Origin of the sequence: Streptomyces nidicola (genome assembly GCF_050106155.1) — a bacterium.
GTDB lineage: Bacteria > Actinomycetota > Actinomycetes > Streptomycetales > Streptomycetaceae > Streptomyces.
In genome coordinates, this window is sequence record NZ_JBNBPI010000001.1 from 6,489,568 (window position 1) to 6,513,288 (window position 23,721).

The 23,721-nt window shown below is 68.7% G+C and carries 19 protein-coding genes and 1 riboswitch; of the genes, 13 read left to right on the forward strand and 6 right to left on the reverse strand.

All coding sequences use genetic code 11. From position 1 onward, the window contains the following. Window positions 1–64 precede the first annotated feature (64 nt). A complete protein-coding gene (locus tag ACOKM3_RS29295; protein WP_426904019.1) occupies window positions 65–3,199 on the forward strand; it encodes an efflux RND transporter permease subunit in 3,135 nt (1,044 codons plus the stop codon). Between the two features lie 120 nt (window positions 3,200–3,319). On the opposite strand, the gene nadA is transcribed toward ACOKM3_RS29295, so the two are convergent. Beyond that, a complete protein-coding gene (nadA, locus tag ACOKM3_RS29300) occupies window positions 3,320–4,525 on the reverse strand; it encodes a quinolinate synthase NadA (protein ID WP_426904020.1) in 1,206 nt (401 codons plus the stop codon). A 238-nt stretch (window positions 4,526–4,763) separates the two neighbouring features. Here nadA and ACOKM3_RS29305 point away from each other — a divergent pair, with 238 nt between their 5' ends. Then, on the forward strand, window positions 4,764–5,120 hold the full coding sequence (locus ACOKM3_RS29305) for a HesB/IscA family protein (RefSeq protein ID WP_111661853.1): 357 nt from the start codon (window positions 4,764–4,766) through the stop codon (window positions 5,118–5,120). 93 nt (window positions 5,121–5,213) lie between these two features. Here ACOKM3_RS29305 and ACOKM3_RS29310 read toward each other — a convergent pair whose 3' ends face one another. Both ACOKM3_RS29310 and ACOKM3_RS29315 read right to left on the reverse strand, forming a co-directional pair. After that, window positions 5,214–6,761, reverse strand: coding sequence for a hypothetical protein (locus ACOKM3_RS29310; protein ID WP_426904021.1), 1,548 nt, complete (start codon window positions 6,759–6,761; stop codon window positions 5,214–5,216). 83 nt (window positions 6,762–6,844) lie between these two features. Next, window positions 6,845–7,054: a hypothetical protein gene (locus ACOKM3_RS29315; protein WP_426904022.1), complete on the reverse strand. Its 210-nt coding sequence runs from the start codon at window positions 7,052–7,054 to the stop codon at window positions 6,845–6,847. A 135-nt stretch (window positions 7,055–7,189) separates the two neighbouring features. On the opposite strand from ACOKM3_RS29315, the gene ACOKM3_RS29320 reads away from it, so the two are divergent. Next, entirely contained in the window at window positions 7,190–8,164 is a 975-nt protein-coding gene (locus tag ACOKM3_RS29320; RefSeq protein ID WP_426904023.1) for a carbohydrate kinase family protein, read from the forward strand. A 102-nt stretch (window positions 8,165–8,266) separates the two neighbouring features. On the opposite strand, the gene ACOKM3_RS29325 is transcribed toward ACOKM3_RS29320, so the two are convergent. Continuing rightward, on the reverse strand, window positions 8,267–9,646 hold the full coding sequence (locus tag ACOKM3_RS29325) for a cysteine desulfurase/sulfurtransferase TusA family protein (RefSeq protein ID WP_426904024.1): 1,380 nt from the start codon (window positions 9,644–9,646) through the stop codon (window positions 8,267–8,269). Between the two features lie 521 nt (window positions 9,647–10,167). Between ACOKM3_RS29325 and ctaC the strand changes: the two genes are divergently transcribed. From ctaC to ACOKM3_RS29345, 4 genes are all read left to right on the forward strand, one after another. After that, a complete protein-coding gene (gene ctaC, locus ACOKM3_RS29330; protein ID WP_266720448.1) occupies window positions 10,168–11,127 on the forward strand; it encodes an aa3-type cytochrome oxidase subunit II in 960 nt (319 codons plus the stop codon). After that, window positions 11,124–12,854: an aa3-type cytochrome oxidase subunit I gene (gene ctaD / locus ACOKM3_RS29335; protein WP_327663713.1), complete on the forward strand. Its 1,731-nt coding sequence runs from the start codon at window positions 11,124–11,126 to the stop codon at window positions 12,852–12,854. The genes ctaC and ctaD overlap by 4 nt, the downstream gene beginning before the upstream one ends. After that, window positions 12,851–13,249 (forward strand): cytochrome c oxidase subunit 4, encoded by a 399-nt coding sequence (locus ACOKM3_RS29340; protein ID WP_266720452.1) that lies wholly within the window; start codon window positions 12,851–12,853, stop codon window positions 13,247–13,249. The genes ctaD and ACOKM3_RS29340 overlap by 4 nt, the downstream gene beginning before the upstream one ends. A 144-nt stretch (window positions 13,250–13,393) precedes the next feature. Next, window positions 13,394–14,650, forward strand: a complete 1,257-nt coding sequence (locus ACOKM3_RS29345; protein WP_426904025.1) for a L,D-transpeptidase — start codon at window positions 13,394–13,396, stop codon at window positions 14,648–14,650. A gap of 94 nt (window positions 14,651–14,744) precedes the next feature. Here ACOKM3_RS29345 and ACOKM3_RS29350 read toward each other — a convergent pair whose 3' ends face one another. Further along, window positions 14,745–15,146 carry a DNA-binding transcriptional response regulator gene (locus tag ACOKM3_RS29350; RefSeq protein WP_327663715.1) on the reverse strand — a complete coding sequence of 134 codons (402 nt, stop codon included), beginning with the start codon at window positions 15,144–15,146 and terminating at the stop codon, window positions 14,745–14,747. Between the two features lie 186 nt (window positions 15,147–15,332). Between ACOKM3_RS29350 and ctaE the strand changes: the two genes are divergently transcribed. The 6 genes from ctaE to ACOKM3_RS29380 all read left to right on the forward strand — a co-directional run bounded on the left by ctaE (window position 15,333) and on the right by ACOKM3_RS29380 (window position 22,529). Then, the gene (gene ctaE / locus ACOKM3_RS29355) at window positions 15,333–15,953 is read left to right on the forward strand and encodes an aa3-type cytochrome oxidase subunit III (protein ID WP_326014682.1); all 621 of its coding nucleotides are present in this window, start codon (window positions 15,333–15,335) and stop codon (window positions 15,951–15,953) included. Between the two features lie 81 nt (window positions 15,954–16,034). Beyond that, a complete protein-coding gene (qcrC, locus tag ACOKM3_RS29360) occupies window positions 16,035–16,844 on the forward strand; it encodes a cytochrome bc1 complex diheme cytochrome c subunit (RefSeq protein WP_426904026.1) in 810 nt (269 codons plus the stop codon). Continuing rightward, the gene (qcrA, locus tag ACOKM3_RS29365; RefSeq protein WP_426904027.1) at window positions 16,841–17,896 is read left to right on the forward strand and encodes a cytochrome bc1 complex Rieske iron-sulfur subunit; all 1,056 of its coding nucleotides are present in this window, start codon (window positions 16,841–16,843) and stop codon (window positions 17,894–17,896) included. Before qcrC ends, qcrA begins: the two co-directional genes overlap by 4 nt. Then, on the forward strand, window positions 17,893–19,533 hold the full coding sequence (gene qcrB / locus ACOKM3_RS29370) for a cytochrome bc1 complex cytochrome b subunit (protein WP_426904028.1): 1,641 nt from the start codon (window positions 17,893–17,895) through the stop codon (window positions 19,531–19,533). Before qcrA ends, qcrB begins: the two co-directional genes overlap by 4 nt. A gap of 133 nt (window positions 19,534–19,666) precedes the next feature. Further along, a complete protein-coding gene (trpD, locus tag ACOKM3_RS29375; protein ID WP_426904029.1) occupies window positions 19,667–20,731 on the forward strand; it encodes an anthranilate phosphoribosyltransferase in 1,065 nt (354 codons plus the stop codon). An 87-nt stretch (window positions 20,732–20,818) separates the two neighbouring features. After that, a riboswitch (SAM riboswitch) is annotated at window positions 20,819–20,953 on the forward strand. Window positions 20,954–21,155: 202 nt separating this feature from the next. Continuing rightward, complete coding sequence (locus tag ACOKM3_RS29380) at window positions 21,156–22,529, forward strand: aminotransferase class V-fold PLP-dependent enzyme (RefSeq protein WP_426904030.1); 1,374 nt, start codon at window positions 21,156–21,158, stop codon at window positions 22,527–22,529. Here the strand turns inward: ACOKM3_RS29380 and ACOKM3_RS29385 are convergent. Next, on the reverse strand, window positions 22,481–23,713 hold the full coding sequence (locus ACOKM3_RS29385) for a glycerate kinase family protein (RefSeq protein ID WP_426904031.1): 1,233 nt from the start codon (window positions 23,711–23,713) through the stop codon (window positions 22,481–22,483). The two genes, ACOKM3_RS29380 and ACOKM3_RS29385, sit on opposite strands and share 49 nt — an antisense overlap. Between the last annotated feature and the right edge of the window lie 8 nt (window positions 23,714–23,721).

Genomic DNA, 23,721 nt, shown 5'->3' on the forward strand with positions numbered 1-23,721 from the left:
ATACCGCACTGGTTGTCATGGCCCGGCCCTCATCTTCCGCTCACGTCCCACGGAGACCCGATCCATGTCCTGGCTGTCGAGATTCAGCCTCGCTCAACGCGCCCTCATCGGGCTGATTTCGATCATCGCGATCGTCTTCGGCGCGATCGCGATCCCTCAACTCAAGCAGCAGCTGCTGCCCTCGATCGAACTGCCCATGGTCTCCGTCATCGCCCCCTACCAGGGCGCGTCCCCGGACGTGGTGGAGAAGCAGGTCGTCGAGCCTCTCGAGAACTCCATCGACGCGGTCGACGGAATCACCGGCGTCACGTCGACGGCCAGCGAGGGCAACGCCCTGGTGATGGCCCAGTTCGACTACGGCTCGGACGGCAGCAAGCAGCTCGTCGCCGACGTCCAGCAGGCGGTCAACCGGGCCCGCGCCCAGCTGCCCGAGGACGTCGACCCGCAGGTCGTGGCCGGCTCGACCGACGACATCCCGACCGTCGTCCTCGCCGTCACCTCCGACAAGGACCAGCAGGCGCTCGCCGACCAGCTCGACAAGTCCGTCGTGCCGACGCTGAAGGACATCGACGGCGTCTCCCAGGTGACGGTGGACGGCGTCCGCGACCTTCAGGTCGACATCACGCCCAGCGACCGGAAGATGGCCGCGGCCGGGGTGAACACCCAGGCCCTCGCCGAGTCCCTGAAGGCCGGCGGCGCCACCATGCCCGCGGGCTCGCTCGACGAGGCGGGCAAGAACCGGGCGGTCCAGGTCGGCGGCGGCTTCACGTCCCTGAAGCAGCTCCAGGACCTGATGATCACGGGTGAGGGCGTCAAGAAGCCCGTACGCCTCGGTGACATCGCCACCGTGAAGCAGCAGCCGTCCACGGCCGACTCGATCACCCGCACCGACGGCGAGCCCAGCCTGTCGCTCGCGGTCACCATGGACCAGGACGGCTCCGCGGTCGCCATCTCCAAGGCCGTCAAGGACAAGCTGCCGCAGCTCCGCGACGACCTCGGCTCCGGAGCCGACGTCACCGTCGTCAGCGACCAGGGCCCGGCCGTCTCGAAGTCCATCTCCGGCCTGACCACGGAGGGCGCGCTCGGCCTGCTCTTCGCGGTCATCGTGATCCTGATCTTCCTGGCCTCGCTGCGCTCGACGCTCGTGACGGCGGTCTCCATCCCGCTGTCCGTGGTCCTCGCACTGATCGTCCTGTGGACCGGCGACCTGTCGCTGAACATGCTCACGCTCGGCGCGCTGACCATCGCGATCGGCCGCGTCGTCGACGACTCGATCGTGGTCCTGGAGAACATCAAGCGCCATCTCGGCTACGGCGAGGAACGCAGGGAGGCCATCCTCAAGGCGGTCCGCGAGGTCGCGGGCGCGGTGACGTCCTCCACCCTCACGACCGTGGCGGTCTTCCTGCCGATCGGCCTGGTCGGCGGCATGGTGGGCGAGTTGTTCGGCTCGTTCTCCATCACGGTGACGGCGGCGCTGCTCGCCTCGCTCCTCGTGTCGCTGACGGTCGTCCCGGTCCTCTCCTACTGGTTCCTGCGCCCGCCCAAGGCGGCCCGCGGCGTCGACCCGGAGGAGGCCAGGCGCAAGGCCGAGGAGAAGGAGGCGCGCTCCTGGCTGCAGCGGATCTACGTTCCCGTGCTGCGCTTCGCGACGCGTCGCCGGTTCACCTCGCTGCTGATCGCGGTGGTCGTGCTCGTCGGCACGTTCGGCATGGCGCCGATGCTCAAGACGAACTTCTTCGACCAGGGCGACCAGGAAGTCCTCTCCATCAAGCAGGAGTTGCAGCCCGGCACCAGCCTGTCGACGACGAACGCCTCCGCGAAGAAGATCGAGAAGACGCTTTCGGGCATCGACGAGATCGAGGACTACCAGGTCACCATCGGCTCCTCCGGCTTCATGGCGGCCTTCGGCGGCGGCACCGACACCAACCAGGCGTCGTACCAGGTGAAGCTGAAGGACAGCTCGACGTACGAGGCCACGCAGAAGCGCATCGAGCGCGAGCTCGGCCAGCTCTCCGGCGTGGGTACGACGACGATCGCGGCCGGTGACGGCTTCGGCAGCCAGGACCTGTCCGTGGTCGTGAAGGCCGCCGACGGCGATGTGCTGAACAAGGCCTCCGAGCAGGTCCGCGACGCGGTCGCCTCGCTCGACGACGTCACCGACGTCTCCAGCGACCTGTCGCAGTCCGTCCCGCGGATCTCGGTGAAGGCCAACGAGAAGGCGGCCGCCGCCGGGTTCAACGACACCACGCTCGGCGCCGCCGTCACCCAGGCGGTGCGCGGCACCACCAGCGGCAAGGCGACGATCGACGACACCGAGCGCGACATCGTCGTGAAGTCGGCCAAGCCGGCCACCACCATGGCCGAGCTGAAGAAGCTGCCGATGGGCCCCGGCGGTGTCACCCTCGGCGACATCGCCACCGTGAAGACGGTCGACGGTCCCGTCTCGATGACCCGGATCGACGGCGCCCGCGCGGCGACGATCACGGCGAAGCCGGACGGCGACAACACGGGCGCGGTCAGCGCCGACCTTCAGACGAAGCTCTCTTCGCTGGACCTGCCGAAGGGCGCCACGGCGACCATCGGCGGTGTCAGCGAGGACCAGGACGACGCGTTCAAGAACCTGGGCCTGGCGATGCTCGCGGCGATCGCGATCGTCTTCATGCTCCTGGTGGCGACGTTCCGTTCGCTGGCCCAGCCGCTGATCCTGCTGGTCTCCATCCCGTTCGCGGCCACGGGCGCGATCGGTCTGCTGGTCGCCACCGGCACGGCGATGGGCGTCCCGGCGATGATCGGCATGCTGATGCTCATCGGCATCGTGGTCACCAACGCGATCGTCCTGATCGACCTGATCAACCAGTACCGGGCCCAGGGCCTGGGTGTGGTGGAGGCGGTCGTCGAGGGCGGCAGGCACCGGCTGCGGCCGATCCTGATGACGGCCCTGGCGACGATCTTCGCCCTGCTCCCGATGGCGCTCGGCGTCACCGGCGAGGGCGGCTTCATCGCGCAGCCGCTGGCGGTGGTCGTGATCGGCGGTCTGATCTCGTCGACGCTGCTGACGCTGCTTCTCGTGCCGACGCTGTACGCGATGCTGGAGCTTCGCAAGGAGCGGCGGGCGGCGAAGCGGGCCGCGAAGCGTGGCGACGGGGGCGGTGTCCCGCCCCAGTCCCCGGCCACGGAGCCGGAACCGGCGAACGTGTAGTTCGCGCCGAGACCGGGGGAGCGGGGCGGGCGCCTGATGAAGCGCTCGCCCCGCGCCGGGGTGCCGCCTTGCCCACCCTGCCGCCCTTGGCGGCAGATTGCCCAAGGCGGCGGATTACACCTACGGCAGCGCCAGCATCCGCTCGAGCGCCAGCTTCGCGAACTGCTCAGTCTCCCGGTCGACCTCGATGCGGTTGACCAGTTGGCCGTCCGCCAGGGACTCAAGGGTCCAGACGAGGTGCGGCAGGTCGATCCGGTTCATGGTCGAGCAGAAGCACACCGTCTTGTCGAGGAAGACGATCTCCTTGTCCTCGGCGGCGAACCGGTTCGCGAGACGGCGTACGAGGTTCAGCTCCGTGCCGATGGCCCACTTCGACCCGGCCGGCGCCGCCTCCAGCGCCTTGATGATGTACTCGGTCGACCCGACGTAGTCCGCCGCGGCCACGACCTCGTTCTTGCACTCGGGGTGCACGAGGACGTTCACCCCGGGGATGCGCGCCCGCACGTCCTCCACCGACTCCAGCGAGAAGCGCCCGTGCACGGAGCAGTGCCCGCGCCACAGGATCATCTTCGCGGCCCGCAGCTCCTCGACGCTCAGCCCGCCGTTCGGCTTGTGCGGGTTGTAGACGACGCAGTCGTCGAGCGACATGCCGAGGTCGCGCACCGCGGTGTTCCGCCCGAGGTGCTGGTCGGGCAGGAAGAGGACCTTCTCACCCTGCTCGAACGCCCAGTTCAGCGCGCGCTCGGCATTGCTGGACGTACAGATCGTGCCGCCGTGCTTGCCCGTGAACGCCTTGATGTCCGCGGAGGAGTTCATGTACGAGACGGGCACCACGGACTCGGCGATACCGGCCTCCGTCAGCACGTCCCAGCACTCGGCGACCTGCTCGGCCGTCGCCATGTCCGCCATGGAGCAGCCGGCGGCGAGGTCGGGGAGGACCACCTTCTGGTCGTCGCCGGTGAGGATGTCGGCCGACTCGGCCATGAAGTGCACACCGCAGAACACGATGTACTCGGCCTCGGGCCGGGCCGCCGCGTCCCGCGCCAGCTTGAAGGAGTCCCCGGTGACGTCGGCGAACTGGATGACCTCGTCGCGCTGGTAGTGGTGTCCGAGCACGAACACCTTGTCTCCGAGCTTTTCCTTGGCCGCGCGCGCCCGCTCCACCAGGTCCGGGTCGGACGGCGAGGGCAGGTCGCCGGGGCACTCCACGCCGCGCTCGCTCTTGGGGTCGGCCTCGCGGCCGAGCAGCAGGAGCGCCAGAGGCGTGGGGGAAACATCCAGGTCAACGGGGGCCTGGGGGGACTGGGCCGTGGTCACGTCACGCACCCTTTCTTAGCTCTGCTCGACTTTTCGTCGATTTGACGCTATCTATCATACGTGCTTCACGTCAGTTTGACGATGGCAATGTCGTCGATGTGACGCAATCCGCCGCCCCTGCACCGTGCCCCGTCCGCCGGGCGTGTGCGAGCATGAAGAGAAGAAGTGCGAAACCCGGAATGGATCCGGGCCTTTGCCGGTTGCAATGGTCGGCAAGCAGTCTCCGAACAACCCGGGAGAGATGTAGATGTCCGTATCGGACGAGACCACCACCGTCAGCGACGGCATCATCCTCAGCGACGAAGCCGCCGCCAAGGTCAAGGCTCTGCTCGACCAGGAAGGCCGTGACGACCTGGCCCTGCGTGTGGCTGTTCAGCCCGGCGGCTGCTCCGGCCTGCGCTACCAGCTCTTCTTCGACGAGCGCTCGCTCGACGGCGATGTCGTCAAGGACTTCGGCGGCGTGAAGGTCGTCACCGACCGCATGTCGGCCCCGTACCTGGGCGGCGCCTCCATCGACTTCGTCGACACCATCGAGAAGCAGGGCTTCACCATCGACAACCCGAACGCCACGGGCTCCTGCGCCTGCGGCGACTCGTTCAGCTAAGCCGTACGGCTAAGCCGTACGGCCAGTCCGTACAGCTGTGACGCGCGAAGGGGCGGCCCCACGGGGCCGCCCCTTCGGCGTTGCTCTGCCCGCTCAGCCGCGGGGCGCGGGCTCGACCCCGCCGGGCGCGTTCTTCTGCGCGGGCCGCACGGCGGCTCCGTCGGCCGACACCACCTTCCGCTCACCCAGCGGCTCGTCCAGCGTCACCGGCAACGTATAGAACTTCGCCAGCTCGATGCAGACGGTGCCCTTCTTCTTCGTCTCGGTGACCTTCACGCTCACTCGGCCCCCGGACTCGTCCGCCGACGCCGTGTACTTCGCGCACACGCCGCCCGTGAAGTGCAGGGTCAGGGTCCTGCCCTTGGCGCTGTAGCCCTGGACGTGCACGGTGCGGGTGTCACCGCCTGCCTTGCCGGAGGGCTCGGAGGGCTCGGAGGGATCGGAGGGCTCGGAGGGCTTCGAGGGGTCCGACGGCGTGGGCTTCGGGCTCGGCTGCGAACTCTTCGGTGCCGCCAGGTACTTGGGCTCCACCGCCGGATACGTCACCGTGAACGCGGCGTCCGCCCCGCTGGGCCGCACCTCGAACAGCCACGACGGCACCAGCGCCTGCCGCCCCGCGACGGTATGCGCGGCGAGCCCGAACGTGGCCTTGGTGACGGCGACCGTGGACGGCTTGGGCGGCGCCGAAGCGCAGTCCGCGTTCCCGCCCGCGCCCTCGTCCCCGTCCAACGGCACCGGACTCGCGCACCCTCCGACGGACACCCGGCCCCCGGCCGCCGCCCCGTTCATCCGCTCAAGGGCCTCGCGCGCCCCCACCGTCGGATACGTGGCGCCCTTGGCCGGAGCCTTCAACTGTCCGCTTCTGCCCACCACTTGACCGTCCGAACCGATCTGGATCCCGGTCGACCAGCCGTACGTCGGCAGCCCGCCGACCGCCGGGTCGGCGTTCACCACCCGGGTGGCGCCCATGAGTTGCCCGGCATCCAGCTTGGCGTCGTCCTGGCCGAGGGCCTTCAGGAGCGGCGCGGCGGCCTTCTTCGCGGCGGCCCCGCTCACCGCGTCCTTGGCACTGCCCCCGCCCGTCGGGTCCGAACACTTCGCCACGCCACCGCACTTGCCGCCGGCGGACGGCGCGTACCTGGAGTACGTCCAGGTCCCCGGCGCCTTCCGGCTCACCTGCAACGAGGGCCCCGAACCGTCCTTCGCCGGACCCACCTTCCAGGCGTCACCCGACCGTTGCATCTTCCCCGGTACGTCGAGGGCCTCGGCGAGCGTGCCGGCCTCGGCGGCGGTCACCCCGCCGCTCGCCCGGTACACGGGCGCCTTCCCGGGGCCCGCCGGGAGATCGCCGGTCGCCCTGTAGCGGGTGCCGTTCGGGTCGGGCTCGCCGGGCGCGATGCCGGGCGGCGCCGTGCCGGAGGAGGGAGCGGCGTCGGAGTAGCCGTCCAGGGCGAGCGGCGGGGGAGTGCCCGGGCCGGCGTCGCCGGGACGGCCCGACCCCTCGTCCTCGGAGCCGCCCATCGCGTTCGCCGCCAGATACGCGCCGCCGCCACCGGCCAGCAGGACGGCCGCCGCGACCGATACGACAGCCGCCGTGCGCCGTCGCCGGTGCCGGTCCCGCGTCCGCTCTTCGCTGCTCACCGCATCGCTCCTTCTCACCGGGGACACCGATGGGACGGGGTGGGCGGACGCACGGTTCCCTTCCGGAAGCCGACGGTCTCCCGTCAGTCGCCGAAACCGGCCATGGAGTCGATCAGCCGCGCGGACGACTCGGGCACGACGACCCCGTGGATCCCCACGGGGCCGGGCGCGGCGCCGGGCCGCTCGACCTCCCACGGCGCCGGCGGTGTCACCCAGTGCGGGAGCATCCGGACGCAGTCGCCGCGCAGCGCCGCGAGATCGTCCTGGACCATGCCTGACACGTCGTAGGTCATGACGGCACGGTAGCCCTGAGGTGACATCCGAAGAAAGACCCGCTATCAGGCATTTTCCATACTTCAGCCCGCGCGCCCCGAACGGGTAGCGTGAAGCGTCAACTCCTCCCCTTATTCAGGAAGCGTGCTCACGCCGTGCGAATCGCAGTCACCGGCTCCATCGCCACTGACCACCTGATGACCTTCCCCGGCCGTTTCGCCGACCAGCTCGTCGCGGACCAGCTGCACACGGTCTCCCTCTCCTTCCTCGTCGACGCCCTCGACGTACGCCGTGGAGGTGTCGGCCCCAACATCGCCTTCGGTATGGGGCAGCTCGGCACAAACCCGATCCTGGTCGGCGCCGCCGGCTCGGACTTCGACGAGTACCGCGCCTGGCTGGACCGCCACGGTGTGGACACGGAATCCGTCCGGATCTCCGAGACCCTGCAGACGGCCCGCTTCGTGTGCACCACGGACGCCGACCACAACCAGATCGGCTCCTTCTACACGGGGGCCATGAGCGAGGCCCGGCTCATCGAGCTGAAGACCGTCGCGGACCGCGTCGACGGCCTCGACCTGGTCCTCATCGGCGCGGACGACCCGGAGGCGATGCTCCGCCACACGGAGGAGTGCCGTTCGCGCTCCATCCCGTTCGCCGCCGACTTCTCGCAGCAGATCGCGCGCATGGACGGCGAGGAGATCCGAACGCTCCTCGAGGGCGCCACGTACCTCTTCTCCAACGAGTACGAGAAGGGGCTCATCGAGTCCAAGACCGGCTGGACCGACGCCGAGATCCTCGGCAAGGTCGGCCACCGGGTCACCACGCTCGGCGCGCGCGGCGTGCGCATCGAGAAGGCCGGCGAGGACCCGCTCGAGGTCGGCGTCCCGGAGGAGGAGGCCAAGGTCGACCCGACGGGCGTCGGCGACGCGTTCCGCGCGGGCTTCCTGTCCGGTCTCGCCTGGGGCGTCTCGCACGAGCGGGCGGCGCAGGTCGGGTGCATGCTCGCGACGCTGGTCATCGAGACGCTCGGCACCCAGGAGTACGAGTTGCGGCGGGCGCCGTTCATGGACCGGTTCCGCAAGGCCTACGGCGAGGCGGCGGCGGTCGAGGTCGAGGCTCACCTCGGCTGACCGCCCCGCGGGGGATCCGCGGCCGTTGCTGCTCTCTTGTCGAGCAGCGCGGCCGCGGTTTCTTTTGTGGTTGCGTTTGCGCAGTTCCCCGTGCCCCTAGGGTCACATGGTCCTGCGCACCACGTATGTGGCGCCCCCATCGGGCCTTGGCTCTGTGCCTACGTAGTCGTGGCCTTGGGTGTAGCACCATGCGGGGATGTCGATCGCGGCCACCTCGTCGTCGGCGAGGACGGTCACCGTGCCTCCCACCCGCACCCCGCCGATCGCCCTGCCGAGTTCGATGACCGGCTGGGGGCACGTCATCCCCAGCGCGTCGACGGTCACGGACTCGGCCGTGCCCTCCACGCCCGCGACCGGCGCGCCCAGCTTCTCCCGTACCTCGCCCACCACGCCCGGCAGCACGTCGAGGAACCGCTCGACCTCGGCGGCCTCCGTGCCCAGCGGCAGCGACACCCGTACGTTCCCCTCGCTCACCACGCCCATCGCGCGCAGCACATGGCTGGGCGTCAGCGTGCTGCTCGTACAGGACGACCCGGATGAAACGGAGAAACCGGCACGGTCGAGCCCGTGCAGCAGGCTCTCCCCGTCGACGTACAGACAGGAGAACGTCACCAGGTGCGGCAGCCGTCGCACCGGATCCCCGACGACCTCCACGTCCGACAGCAGCTCCGGCACCCGGGTCCGGATCCGCTCCGTCAGCCCCTTGAGCCGCGCCGCCTCCTCGGCGGCCTCCGCCCGGACGGCCCGGAGCGACGCGGCCGCGGCCACGATGCCCGGAATGTTCTCGAACCCGGGGGCCCGCCCCGACTCCCGCTCGTCGGCGGGCCCTTGAGGGGCGAACCGCGTCCCCTTGCGTACGACGAGCAGACCGACGCCGGCCGGGCCGCCCCACTTATGGGCGCTCCCGGCGAGCATCGACCAGTCACCCGCCACCGGCCCCCAGGCCAAGGACTGCGCCGCATCCACGAACAACGGAACTCCAGCAGCCCGCGCCACCTCGGCCACCTCGGCGACCGGCTGCTCGGTCCCCACTTCATGGTTGGCGGACTGCAGACAGGCCAGCGCGGTGTCCTCGCGCAGCGCATCCCGGAACGCCTCGACGGGGACGCGCCCTTCGCGCCCCACCCCGACCTGCGTCACCGACCCGCCGAGGTTCTCGTGCGCTGCCGCCGAATGGAGCACGGCCGAATGTTCGACAGCTGACACGACCAGGTGCTTCCCGGCGCGCCGCCGCCCGGCGAGCGCCCCCGCGATCCCGTCGTGCACGGCTCGCGTCCCCGACGACGTGAACACCAGCTCGTCAACCCGGCACCCCACGGCCTCGGCGGCCGCCTCCCGCGCGGCGTCGAGCAGCAGCCGCGCCCGCCGCCCTTCCCGGTACAAACGGGACGGATCCGCCCACCCCTCGTCAAGCGAGGCCTGCAACGCCTGCCGAGCGACGGAATGGAGAGGAGCAGCCGAAGCAACATCGAAGTACGCCACGCCGCAACGCTAAAGGGAGCCGGGGAAGAGGCGCCCCTCAGGGGGCGCGGGGAACTGCGCGCCCAGCCACGGCGGACCGCCACTGGCCGGAGGGGCCAAGCCCCGCCTCCCCCAGGGGCGCGGGGAACTGCGCACCCCAACCACGGTGGACCGCAACCCGCCGGTCCGGCCAAGCCCCGCCTCCCTCCCAGGGGCGCGGGGCTGTGACATCAGCGGCTCCGCCGCGGGGCGCAACCCCAGCCACGGCTGACCCCCACCCGCCGGAGCAGCCCAGCCCAACCTCCGAGGGTCACCCCCCCCGACCCCCCGTCAGAAACCCTCAAACGCGGCCCGATCCCACCCTTCGGAGTGACCCGCGGCGCGTTAGGCACCCTCCCCGCGCGACCCCAAATAGCGTCCAGTAGGGTTTGGTCCGCATAAACATCCAAACCCCTGCCCGTGTGCCAGGGCGGCGAGCGACCAGCGAGATGGCGGCCGTAGCCAACCAAAGAGCGCGGGCGAGACTCTCGGGAAGGCGCTACGTGAGTCCCAACGGCTCCGACCGCTCGTCGCGGCGCCCGATGCGGCGGAAGCTGCCGCAGGTGCTGACTGCGGGCCTGATCCTGGTAACCGCTACCGGTTGCACATACAAGGACTTCCCTCGTCTTGGTATGCCCACCCCGGTGACGGAGGAGGCCCCTAGGATCCTCTCCCTCTGGCAGGGCTCGTGGGCGGCAGCGCTCGCCACGGGCGTGCTGGTGTGGGGTCTGATCCTGTGGAGTGTCATCTTCCACCGGCGCAGCCGCACCAAGATCGAGGTTCCAACTCAGACGCGGTACAACATGCCGCTCGAGGCGCTGTACACGGTTGTTCCGCTGATCATCGTGTCGGTCCTCTTCTACTTCACCGCGCGCGACGAGTCGAAGCTTCTGAAGCTCGACGACAAGCCCGCGCACACCGTCAACGTGGTCGGCTACCAGTGGAGCTGGGGCTTCAACTACGTCGAGAACGTGCCGGGTGTCGACGGTGACGCCAAGACCTCCAAGGAGCTCTCGGCGATTCCGAAGCGCTTCAAGGAGGACTTCCCGGCGAACGCCGGTGGTGTCTACGAGGTCGGTACTCCTGGCGAGCGGAACCCGCAGACCAACAACCCCGGCCCGACCCTCTGGCTCCCCAAGGGCGAGAAGGTCCGCTTCGTTCTGACTTCGCGTGACGTCATCCACTCCTTCTGGGTGGTGCCGTTCCTCATGAAGCAGGACGTCATCCCGGGCCACACCAACTCCTTCGAGGTGACCCCCAACAAGGAGGGGACCTTCCTGGGCAAGTGCGCCGAGCTTTGCGGCGTCGACCACTCCAGGATGCTGTTCAACGTGAAGGTCGTCTCTCCTGAGCGTTACCAGCAGCACCTCAAGGACCTCGCCAAGAAGGGGCAGACCGGTTACGTCCCGGCTGGCATCGCCCAGACGGACCACGAGAAGGACCGGGAGACGAAGAACCTGTGAGCATCCTCAACGAACCCCAGGGTGCCGCGGCAGCAAGCGACTCGTACGAGAACGAGCTGCCGGCCCGGCCCAAGAGCCCCGGCGCGACGGTGATCAAGTGGCTCACCACCACTGACCACAAGACCATCGGCACGCTGTATCTGGTCACGTCGTTCGCGTTCTTCTGCATCGGCGGCGTCATGGCGCTCTTCATGCGCGCCGAACTCGCTCGCCCCGGCACGCAGATCATGTCGAACGAGCAGTTCAACCAGGCGTTCACGATGCACGGCACGATCATGCTGCTGATGTTCGCGACGCCGCTGTTCTCCGGCTTCGCGAACTGGATCATGCCGCTCCAGATCGGTGCCCCCGACGTCGCGTTCCCGCGGCTGAACATGTTCGCCTACTGGCTGTACCTGTTCGGCTCGCTGATCGCGGTGGGTGGCTTCCTCACCCCGCAGGGCGCCGCCGACTTCGGCTGGTTCGCCTACAGCCCGCTGTCGGACGCGGTCCGTTCGCCGGGCATCGGCGCCGACATGTGGATCATGGGTCTGGCCTTCTCCGGCTTCGGCACGATCCTCGGCTCGGTCAACTTCATCACCACGATCATCTGCATGCGCGCTCCTGGCATGACGATGTTCCGCATGCCGATCTTCGTGTGGAACGTGCTGCTGACCGGTGTGCTGGTCCTGCTGGCCTTCCCGGTGCTGGCCGCCGCGCTGTTCGCCCTGGAGGCGGACCGTAAGTTCGGTGCCCATGTATTCGACGCCAGTAATGGCGGCGCATTGCTGTGGCAACACCTCTTCTGGTTCTTCGGACACCCAGAGGTGTACATCATCGCCCTACCATTCTTCGGAATTATTTCCGAAGTGATCCCGGTCTTCTCGCGCAAGCCGATGTTCGGCTACTCCGGCCTCATCGGTGCGACGATCGCGATCGCCGGCCTCTCCGTGACGGTGTGGGCGCACCACATGTACGTCACCGGCGGTGTGTTGCTTCCGTTCTTCTCGTTCATGACGTTCCTCATCGCCGTGCCAACAGGCGTGAAGTTCTTCAACTGGATCGGAACGATGTGGAAGGGCTCGTTGTCCTTCGAGACACCGATGCTCTGGACGATCGGCTTCCTGATCACCTTTACCTTCGGTGGTCTGACCGGCGTCATCCTGGCGGCCCCGCCGCTGGACTTCCACGTCTCGGACTCGTACTTCGTGGTGGCGCACTTCCACTACGTGGTGTTCGGCACCGTCGTCTTCGCGATGTTCGCCGGCTTCCACTTCTGGTGGCCGAAGATGACCGGCAAGATGCTCGACGAGCGCCTCGGCAAGATCACCTTCTGGACGCTGTTCATCGGCTTCCACGGCACGTTCCTGGTGCAGCACTGGCTGGGCGTCGAGGGCATGCCGCGCCGGTACGCGGACTACCTCGCGGCCGACGGCTTCACCGCGCTGAACACGATCTCGACGATCTCCTCGTTCCTGCTCGGCCTGTCGATCCTGCCGTTCTTCTACAACGTGTGGAAGACCGCCAAGTACGGCAAGAAGGTCGAGGTCGACGACCCGTGGGGCTACGGCCGTTCGCTGGAGTGGGCGACGTCCTGCCCGCCGCCGCGGCACAACTTCCTCACGCTGCCGCGCATCCGTTCGGAATCCCCGGCGTTCGATCTGCACCACCCGGAGATCGCTGCTCTGGACCAGCTTGAGAACGCCGGTCACGGCGACAAGGCCCTTGCTAAGGAGGCCGGCAAGTGAAGGTCCAAGGCAAGATGTTCATCTGGCTGAGCCTCTTCGTCCTGATCATGGCCGGTGTCTACGGCGTGTGGTCGAAGGAGCCGGCCGGTACGACGGCGCTCTTCCTGGCGTTCGGCCTGTGCATCATGGTCGGCTACTACCTGGCCTTCACGGCCCGGCGTGTCGACACCGGTGCCCAGGACAACAAGGAGGCCGACGTCGCGGACGACGCCGGCGAGGTGGGCTTCTTCAGCCCGCACTCCTGGCAGCCGCTCGCGCTCGGCGTCGGTGGCGCGCTCGCGTTCCTGGCCGTGGCGATCGGCTGGTGGCTGCTGTACTTCTCGGCCCCGATCATCATGTTCGGCCTGTGGGGCTGGGTCTTCGAGTACTACCGCGGAGAGAACCAGAACCAGTGAGCCACGGCTGACCGGTACTGAACTTCCGTATCCGAAGGGCCCGGACACTCCTGATGGAGTGTCCGGGCCCTTCGGTGTTCCGCCAATTGCCCCGTGCGGCTCACTCGCCGCGCTGGACCGGGAGTTCCTTCTTACGGTGAGTTCATGAACCACTCACCGCGTATCCGTACGGTTCTGGGCTGCACCGTGCTGGTGGCCGCACTCGGTGCGGGCACAGCGGCATGCGGCAGTTCCTCCCACCCGCTCTCCGCCAAGCCGTACGACGCGGCGAGCCAGATCTCCTTCAACGGTCCCGTGGGCAGCGCCAAGAAGGCGGACCCGGACAAGCCGCTGGAGGTCACCGCCCAGGGCGACGAGTCCCGCATCACCGACGTCACCGCCCAGGACGCCATGGGCCGCTATGTCGCGGGTGAACTCTCCGCCGACGGCACGAGATGGCACACCACGGCCCCGCTGACCGCGAACACCCACTACACGGTCCGGGTGAGCACCGAGGACGAGGACGGCGGACCCGGCCGAAAGGTCCTGGGCTTCGACACCGGCCGCCCGGGCAAGGAGAAGGCCCTCAAGGTCACGTTCGGCCCGCAGAAGGGCACATACGGCGTCGGACAGCCGATCACCGCCGAACTCAACAAGCCCGTCCGGGACGAGAAGTCCCGCGCACTGGTGGAGCGCTCCCTCCAGGTCGACTCCAAGCCCGCCGTGGACGGCTCCTGGTACTGGGTGGACAGCACCGAACTGCACTACCGCCCCAAGGGGTACTGGCCCACACAGGCGAAGATCACCGCCACCAGCAGGCTGGACGGCGTGAAGATCAGGGACGGGCTGTGGGGCGGCAGTTCCAAGCCGCTGACCATCAGCACGGGCGACCGCATCGTGGCCGTCACCGACGCCGGCTCGCACTCCATGACGGTCTACCGCAACGGCAAGGAGATCAACTCCATCCCGGTCACCACCGGCAAGGCCGGCTACGAGACCCGAAACGGCATCAAGGTGGTGCTCGGCAAGGAGTACTACGTACGGATGCGGGGCGAGACGATCGGCATCTCCGAGGGCTCGTCGGACTCGTACGACCTGCCCGTGTACTACGCGACCCGCGTCACCTGGAGCGGCGAGTACGTGCACGCCGCGCCCTGGTCCGTCGGCTCGCAGGGCTCCGCGAACGTCAGCCACGGCTGCACCGGCATGAGCACCAACAACGCCGCCTGGTTCTTCGACACCGTGCGCCAGGGCGACATCGTGAAGGTCGTCAACAGCTACGGCTCCGAGATGGACCCGTTCGGGAACGGGTTCGGCGACTGGAACCTCAGCTGGAAGAAGTGGAAGGCGGGCAGCGCCCTCACGAAGAAGGCCGACAAGCCCGACCCGGCCCTCCAGGCGCGGCTCAGCCCTCAGGTCTGAGGCCGCGCGGCAGGATCAGCGGTGTGACTTCCGACTCTCGTACGCCATCGGCGTACGGGAGTCGGTGTGTCAGGAGCCGGTCCGTGCAAGCGCCTCAGGCGCCGACAGCGAGCCGGGAGCGCAGCAGGGAGGCCAGCGCCTCGGCGAACTCCACGGGCTCCACAGGGAGCGTCACAGCCGCCTCCGCGCGGCTCCACGTCGCCAGCCACGCGTCCTGCGGGCGGCCGATCAGGAGCAGCACCGGCGGGCAGTGGAAGATCTCGTCCTTGATCTGCCGGCACACGCCCATGCCGCCCGCGGGAACGGCCTCGCCGTCGAGCACGCAGACGTCGATCCCGCCGCGGTCCAGCTCCTTCATGACGGCCGGAAGCGTCGCGCATTCGATGAACTGCACCTCGGGGGCGTCGGACGCGGGCCGTCGGCCTGTCGCGAGGCGCACCTGCTCGCGCGTGTTGGCATCGTCGCTGTAGACCAGAACCGTCGCGGTCGACTGCATCGTTCCTCCGAAGACATCGGCGTCTTAAGGCGTCGTACGGTGATCCTTGCCGCGGAGCCTACTCCTCCCGACACCCCGTCAACACCGGTTCGCACGCGGCTCCGATGGGCCATATGGGCTGGACACACCACCCAGACACTCCGAACGGCACCCCCCGGAGTGAGGGCGAGATAAGCGACCGACATAATGTCGGTCGTGGCGACAGCAACGACAGTAGAAACCGGGCACGCGCACCCGTCGGTCAATCGACCGAACCTCACCAGCGTCGGAACCATCATCTGGCTGAGTTCCGAGCTGATGTTCTTCGCGGCCCTCTTCGCGATGTACTTCACCCTGCGATCGGTGACCGGGCCGGATCACTGGAAGGAAATGGCGCATGCGCTGAATCTTCCGTTCTCCGCGACGAACACCACGATCCTGGTGCTCTCCTCACTCACGTGCCAGATGGGCGTGTTCGCCGCCGAGCGCGGCGACGTGAAGAAGCTCCGGTCGTGGTTCATCGTCACCTTCATCATGGGTGCGATCTTCATCGGCGGTCAGGTCTACGAGTACACCGAGCTGGTCAAGAAGGATGGGCTCTCGCTCTCCTCCGACCCGTACGGCTCGGTGTTCTACCTGACCACCGGCTTCCACGGCATGCACGTGACAGGTGGCCTCATCGCCTTCCTGTTCGTCCTCGGCAGGACGTACGCGGCCCGGAGGTTCACCCACCATCAGGCGACAGCCGCCATCGTCGTGTCCTATTACTGGCACTTCGTGGACGTCGTCTGGATCGGCCTCTTCGCCACGATCTACCTGATCAAGTAGTTCGACGATCACAGCATCGGGCGTAGTACCCGACACATTTCCGCAGCACCGACGCAGAAGATCCTGACACCGGGGTAATCCGTGAAAAAGCTCTCCGCACGACGACGCCATCCGCTGGCGGCGGTCGTCGTCCTACTCCTCGCGCTGGCGGCCACCGGGGGGCTGTACGCCGCGTTCGCACCCGCGGACAAGGCGCAGGCCGATGAAACCGCCCAGTCCCTCGCCATCGACGAGGGCAAGAAGCTCTACTCCGTCGGCTGCGCCAGCTGCCACGGAACCGGCGGTCAGGGCACCTCCGACGGGCCGAGCCTCGTGGGCGTCGGCTCCGCCGCCGTCGACTTCCAGGTCGGTACCGGCCGTATGCCGGCCCAGCAGCCGGGCGCCCAGGTCCCGAAGAAGAAGGTCATCTACTCGCAGGCCGAGATCGACCAGCTCGCGGCGTACATCGCGTCGCTGGGTGCCGGTCCGGTCGCGCCGACCGAGAAGGACTACAGCGCCGACGGCGCGGACATCGCCAAGGGTGGCGAGCTGTTCCGCACCAACTGCGCCCAGTGCCACAACTTCACTGGTGAGGGTGGCGCGCTGACACACGGCAAGTTCGCACCGAGTCTCGAGGGTGTCGCCCCGAAGCACATCTTCGAGGCCATGCAGACCGGCCCGCAGAACATGCCGTCGTTCCCGGACACGACGATGACCAAGCAGAACAAGAAGGACATCATCGCGTACCTCGACGCGGTCAACGGTGACAAGACCGAGAGCCCCGGCGGACTCAAGCTGGGCGGGCTCGGCCCGGTCAGTGAGGGCCTGTTCGCCTGGATCTTCGGGCTGGGCGGTCTGATCGCCGTCGCCATCTGGGTTGCCGCTCGGACCGCAAAGGCCAAGAAGTCATGAGTAGCCAAGACATTCCAGAAGAGAACCTGCCCACTGAGCAGGAAGCCGAGGAGCACGGTTCGGTCGCGGTGAAGGACGAGCCCTTCACCGACCCGGGTCTGCCGCCCCACGAGCACCGGATCCAGGACCTCGACGAGCGGGCCGCCAAGCGGTCCGAGCGCGTCGTCGCCTTCCTGTTCATGGTGTCGATGCTGGCCACCATTGGCTTCATCGCCTCGTACGTCACCATCGACGTCGACACGAGCATCTACGTCTTCCCGATCGGGCACATCAGCGCGCTCAACTTCGCGCTCGGCCTGACCCTGGGCGTGGCGCTGTTCTGCATCGGCGCGGGCGCGGTCCACTGGGCCCGCACCCTGATGTCCGACGAAGAGGTCATCCAGGAGCGTCACCCGATCGAGGCGGAGCCCGAGGTCAAGGCGAAGGTCCTGCAGGACTTCGCCGACGGTGCCCGCGAGTCGCAGTTCGGCCGGCGCAAGCTGATCCGCAACACCCTGTTCGGCGCGCTGGCGCTGGTGCCCCTTTCCGGTGTGGTCCTGCTTCGTGACCTCGGGCCGCTGCCCGAGAAGAAGCTGCGCACCACGTCGTGGAAGAAGGGCCTGACCCTCGTCAACATGAACACGAACGAGCCGCTGCGTCCTTCGGACATCGCGGTCGGCTCGCTCACCTTCGCCAAGCCCGAGGGCCTGGAGGAGCACGACGAGGAATTCCAGACGAAGATCGCCAAGGACGCCCTGATGCTCGTCCGGATCCAGCCGGAGAACATCAAGGACAAGCAGGAACTCGAGTGGTCCCACGAGGGCATCGTGGCCTACTCGAAGATCTGCACCCACGTCGGTTGCCCGATCTCGCTGTACGAGCAGCAGACGCACCACGCTCTGTGCCCGTGCCACCAGTCCACCTTCGACCTCTCCGACGGCGCCCGGGTGATCTTCGGTCCTGCCGGTCACGCGCTGCCGCAGCTGCGCATCGGCGTCAACGAAGAGGGTCACCTCGAGGCGCTGAGCGAATTCGCTGAGCCCGTCGGTCCTGCCTTCTGGGAGCGCGGATGAGTACTACGACCACGAACGACGCGCCTGCGCGCGAGAAGGCACCGGCCGGCGAGCGTGTAGCCGACTGGGCCGACGGACGTCTGGGGATCTACTCCCTGGCCAAGTCCAACATGCGCAAGATCTTTCCGGACCACTGGTCCTTCATGCTCGGCGAGATCTGCATGTACAGCTTCATCATCATCATCCTCACGGGTGTGTATCTGACGCTGTTCTTCCACCCGTCGATGAACGAGGTCACCTACGACGGCAGCTACGTCCCGCTCCAGGGGCAGCTGATGTCGGAGGCCTTCAACTCGACGATGCACATCTCCTTCGATGTGCGCGGTGGCCTGCTGATCCGTCAGATCCACCACTGGGCCGCGCTGATCTTCCTCGCGGGCATGTTCGTGCACATGATGCGCGTGTTCTTCACGGGTGCGTTCCGCAAGCCGCGTGAGGTCAACTGGGTCTTCGGCTTCCTGCTGTTCGTCCTGGGCATGTTCACCGGCTTCACCGGTTACTCGCTCCCGGACGACCTGCTCTCCGGCACCGGTGTCCGCTTCATGGAGGGCGCGATCCTGTCCGTGCCGATCGTCGGCACGTACATGTCGTTCTTCCTGTTCGGCGGAGAGTTCCCCGGCGGCGACTTCGTCGCGCGGTTCTACTCGATCCACATCCTGCTGTTGCCGGGCATCATGCTCGGCCTGATGGCGGCGCACCTGATCCTGGTCTTCTACCACAAGCACACGCAGTTCGCGGGTGCCGGAAAGACCAACAAGAACGTCGTGGGCATGCCGCTGCTCCCGGTCTACATGGCCAAGGCGGGCGGCTTCTTCTTCCTGGTCTTCGGTGTCATCGCGGTGATCGCCGCGATCGCCACGATCAACCCGATCTGGGCCATCGGTCCGTACCGGCCCGACCAGGTGTCCACCGGTGCACAGCCCGACTGGTACATGGGCTTCTCCGAAGGCCTGATCCGAGTGATGCCGGGCTGGGAGATCGACTTCTGGGGTCACACGCTCGTCCTGGGCGTGGCCATCCCGCTGGTCGTCATCTTCCCGCTGGTCCTGGTCGCGATCGCGGTCTACCCGTTCATCGAGTCCTGGGTCACCGGCGACAAGCGCGAGCACCACATCCTGGACCGCCCGCGCAACGCTCCGACGCGTACGGCCTTCGGTGTCGCGTGGATCACCTGGTACATGGTGCTGCTCATCGGTGGTGGTAACGACCTCTGGGCGACGCACTTCCACCTGTCGATCAATGCGATCACCTGGTTCGTCCGGATCGCGTTCTTCGTCGGACCGGTCATCGCCTTCATCGTCACCAAGCGGATCTGCCTCGGCCTTCAGCGCCGCGACAAGGACAAGGTGCTGCACGGACGCGAGTCCGGCATCATCAAGCGCCTGCCGCACGGTGAGTTCATCGAGGTGCACGAGCCGCTCGACCAGGAGGCCCTGCACACGCTCACGGCGCACGAGCAGTACGCGCCGGTCGAGCTCGGCCCGACGGTCGACGAGAACGGTGTCGAGCGCAAGGTCACGCGGCTCCAGAAGCTGCGTGGCAAGCTCTCGCGCGGTTACTACGGGGAGAACAACCAGATCCCGAAGCCGACCGCCGAGGAGTACAAGGAGATCACCAGCGGCCACGGCCACCACTGATCTCTGAATCGTCGCTGTAAGCCACAGCGGGAGCCCTCGTCCAGTGCCTGGACGGGGGCTCTTTGCGGTCCCGGGACCTGGATAGGGTGGGGTCGGCACCACCTTCGACCCACAGATGCACACAGGAGCGGCCATGAGCGCTTTGAACCCCGCTGGAGGCGACACCGCGGCGGGCCGTTCCTGGCCCGCCGTCCTGAACGGCCTGCTGGAGGGCCGCGACCAGAGCGCCGACGACACCGCGTGGGCGATGGACCGGATCATGCGGGGCGAGGCGACCGACGCGCAGATCGCCGGGTTCGCGGTGGCGTTGCGCGCCAAGGGCGAGACGGTGCAGGAGATCACCGGTCTCGTACGCGGCATGTACGAGCACGCCAACGTGATCGAGGTGCCCGGCGAGACCGTCGACATCGTCGGCACCGGCGGCGACGGCGCGAAGACCGTCAACATCTCCACGATGGCGGCGATCGTCATCGCGGGCACCGGCGCCAAGGTCGTCAAGCACGGCAACCGCGCCGCCTCCTCCGCTTCGGGCTCCTCCGACGTACTGGAGAAGCTCGGCGTCAATCTCGACCTGTCGCCGAAGCGGGTGCCCGAGGTCGCCGAGGAAGCCGGCATCACGTTCTGCTTCGCCATAAAGTTCCACCCCGCGCTGCGCTACGCGGGCGCCGCGCGCGGCCAGCTCGGCATTCGCACGGTCTTCAACCTGCTGGGCCCGCTGACCAACCCGGCCAAGGTGAAGGCGCAGGCCGTCGGCGTCGCCGATGCCCGGATGGCGCCGATCGTGGCCGGGGTCTTCGCCGAGCGCGGCAACTCCTCGCTGGTGTTCCGCGGCGACGACGGGCTCGACGAGCTGACCACCACCGGCACCTCGCGGGTGTGGGTGGTGCGGGACGGCGCCGTGCGCGAGGAGTCCTTCGACCCGCGCGACGTCGGCATCGACATCGTGCCCATCGAGGCGCTGCGCGGCGGCGACCCCTCGTACAACGCGGAGGTCGCCCGTCGTCTCCTCGACGGCGAGCAGGGGCCGGTGCGCGACGCGGTGCTGCTGAACGCGGCGGCGGCCCTGGTGGCCGTGCGGCCCGGCGAGGGCACGCTCGTCGAGCAGATCCGGGCCGGCATGGACCGGGCGGCCGAGTCGATCGACTCCGGTGCGGCGAAGGCCGCCCTGGAGCGATGGGTGGCGGCCAGCAACCGCTGAGCACGCGTCGGATGTGACGCAGGGCGCAGTCCAGATTTTGGACTGCGCCCTTGCCGTATCCGAGACGTGTGGCAGGATGCTTTTCAAGGTCATGAGTGACAGCGCTGTGATTATTTCACTGCAGAAGGCCCCAGCCCGCTGTCCGGCAACCCTCCGTCCGTGGCGGGGTGCCCTGGGTGAAGACCAGGCCGTGCGCAGCAAGGCGTGCGGCAAGCGCGGGCCCCTCGACATCAGTGAATGTCACAGCCCTGGGGTCCTGGTCCTCAAGGGAGCAGTCTCGTGAGCAAGCGAATGCGATAGGGCGTTACGGCCCCGCCTCCGCGTACCCGTCTCATCTTTCTTTCCATGCCGTCGAGCCCTGATCCGTAGTGCTCAACGTGGCTTCGGCATGGTCAATTCGCTTATCGCGCCAGGGAGTTCACCCATGTCTGTTTCCGTCGACGCCGCCGCCTGCACCGAGACCATCACCCCGCTCCCGGTCCTCGGCCGGGACGTCACCGTGCCGCTCGTCACCGGTGGGGAGGTCACGTACGCCGCCCTCGACTACGCCGCCAGCGCGCCCGCCCTCCAGCGGGTCTGGGACGACGTCGCCGCCTACGCGCCGTACTACGGGAGCGTGCACCGCGGCGCCGGGTACCTGTCGCAGCTGTCCACCGACCTGTTCGAGAACTCCCGGGTCGCCGTCGCCGAGTTCCTCGGCTGCCGCGAGGACGACCAGGTCGTCTTCACCCGGTCCACCACCGACTCGCTCAACCTGCTCGCCGCGGCGCTGCCCGCCGACTGCGAGGTGTTCGTCTTCGAGACCGAGCACCACGCCTCGCTGCTGCCGTGGCGCGACGCGCGGGTCACGTACCTCAACGCCCCTCGTACGCCCGACGAGGCCGTCGCCACCCTGGAGCGCGCCCTCGCCGGCCGCGACCCCTACGGCCCGGCCCTCGTCTGCGTCACCGGTGCCTCCAACGTCACCGGTGAGCTCTGGCCGGTGCGCGAGCTCGCGGCGGCCGCTCACGCGCACGGTGCCCGCATCGTGCTCGACGCCGCGCAGCTCGCGCCCCATCACCCGGTCTCCGTCCAGGACCTGGACGTCGACTGGGTCGCCTTCTCCGGGCACAAGCTGTACGCCCCGTTCGGCTCCGGCGTGCTCGCGGGCCGCTCCGACTGGCTGACGGAGGCCGAGCCGTACCTCGCCGGCGGTGGCGCGTCCAAGAAGGTCGCGCGCCGCACGGACGGCGGCGTGGATGTCGAGTGGCACGCCACCGCCGCCCGCCACGAGGCCGGTTCGCCGAACGTCATCGGCGTGTACTCCATCGCCTCCGCCTGCAAGGCGCTCACCGAGGCCGGGTTCGACAACCTCGTCGCCCGCGAGCAGTACCTGATCCGCAAGGTGCAGGAGGGCCTCGCCGAGGTGCCCGAGGTGAAGGTGCTGTCCCTGTTCGGGGACGACGCGCCGCGCGTGGGCGTGCTGTCCTTCGTCGTCGACGGCTGGAACTCCTCGCACTTCGCCGCCGCGCTCTCCGCCGAGTACGGCATCGGGGTCCGCGACGGCCTGTTCTGCGCCCACCCGCTGGTGCGCACGCTGCTCGGCTCCGACCCGCAGCAGCAGGGAGAGTGCGGTGCACCGGAGGCCGCGCCGGGCGAGAAGTCGCTCAACGCCATCCGCGTCAGCTTCGGCGCCGGTACGCCGGACGAGCACGTGGAGCGGTTCGTGTCCGCCGTGAAGGAGCTCGTGCAGGACGGCGCGCGGTGGAACTACCGCACGGAGGACGGGCGTTGCGTGCCGGACACGGCGAGCGCCTGATCCGGCTCGGGGGTCGCCCGACCCGGCTGAGGGGCCGTACGGAGTCGGCTGCCGAGGACGATCATGCGTAGGGCCCGCTCGGTGGCGTCCGTGAGGAACTCGCCGCCGCGGCCCAGCGCCTCCGCGAGCGTCACCGGGGCGGGCAGGATCGAGCTGTAGGCGTCGACGCCGGTGGCCGTCACCGTGTGCGCGCCGTCGCCGATGGTGCCCGCCAGGGCGAGCACCGGGCGGCCGAACCGCTTGGCGCGGCGGGCGACTTCGGCGGGGACCTTGCCGCGCGGCGTCTGGTGGTCGAGGGCGCCCTCGGCGGTGACGACCAGGTCGGCGCGGGCGAGCCGGGCGTCCAGGTCGAGGTGGTCGAGGAGGACGTCGAAGCGGGGGAGGAGCCGGGCGCCGAGCGCGGCGAGGCCCGCGCCGAGTCCGCCGGATGCGCCGGTGCCAGGGCCCGTGAACAGGTCCGTACGGACGTGGAGGTCCCGCGTCAGGACGTGCGCCCAGTGCTCCAGGGTGGCCGCGAGCTGTTCGACCTGCGTGGGCGTCGCGCCCTTCTGCGGGCCGAAGACGCGGGCCACCCCGCGCTCCCCGCACAGGACGTTGAACGGATTGCACGCCACCCGGATCTCGGCCTCCTTCAGGCGGGGATCGAGGCCGGACGGGTCGATGCGGTCCAGGTGCATCAACTCCCGCCCGCCCAGCGGGAGTTCCATGTCGTACGCGTCGAGCAGCCGGGCGCCGAGCGCCTGGAGCGCGCCCGCGCCGCCGTCCGACGTGCCGGAGTCGCCGCAGCCCACCAGGATGCGGCGGGCGCCCGCGTCGAGGGCCGTGCGGATCAGCTCGCCGACGCCGTACGTCGTCGTGGCGGCCGGGTCGCGCAGCTCGCGCGGGACGAGGGAGAGCCCGGCGACGGCCGCCATCTCGACGACCGCCGTGCCGTCGGGGAGCAGCGCGAAGTGCGTGCCGATCCGCTGGCCGACCGGTCCGGTCGCCGGCAGCGCGACCAGGCGTCCACCGCCCTCGGCGGCCAGCGCGCGGGCCGTGCCCTCGCCGCCGTCCACGAGGGGGATGAGGTCGGTCTCGGCGTCCGGCACCACGCGGCGTACGCCCGCGGCGATGGCGGCGGCCGCGGCGCCCGCGGACAGGGACTCCTTGAAGCCGCTGGGGGCGATGGCGAAATGGGTCAACACGTCGGTCT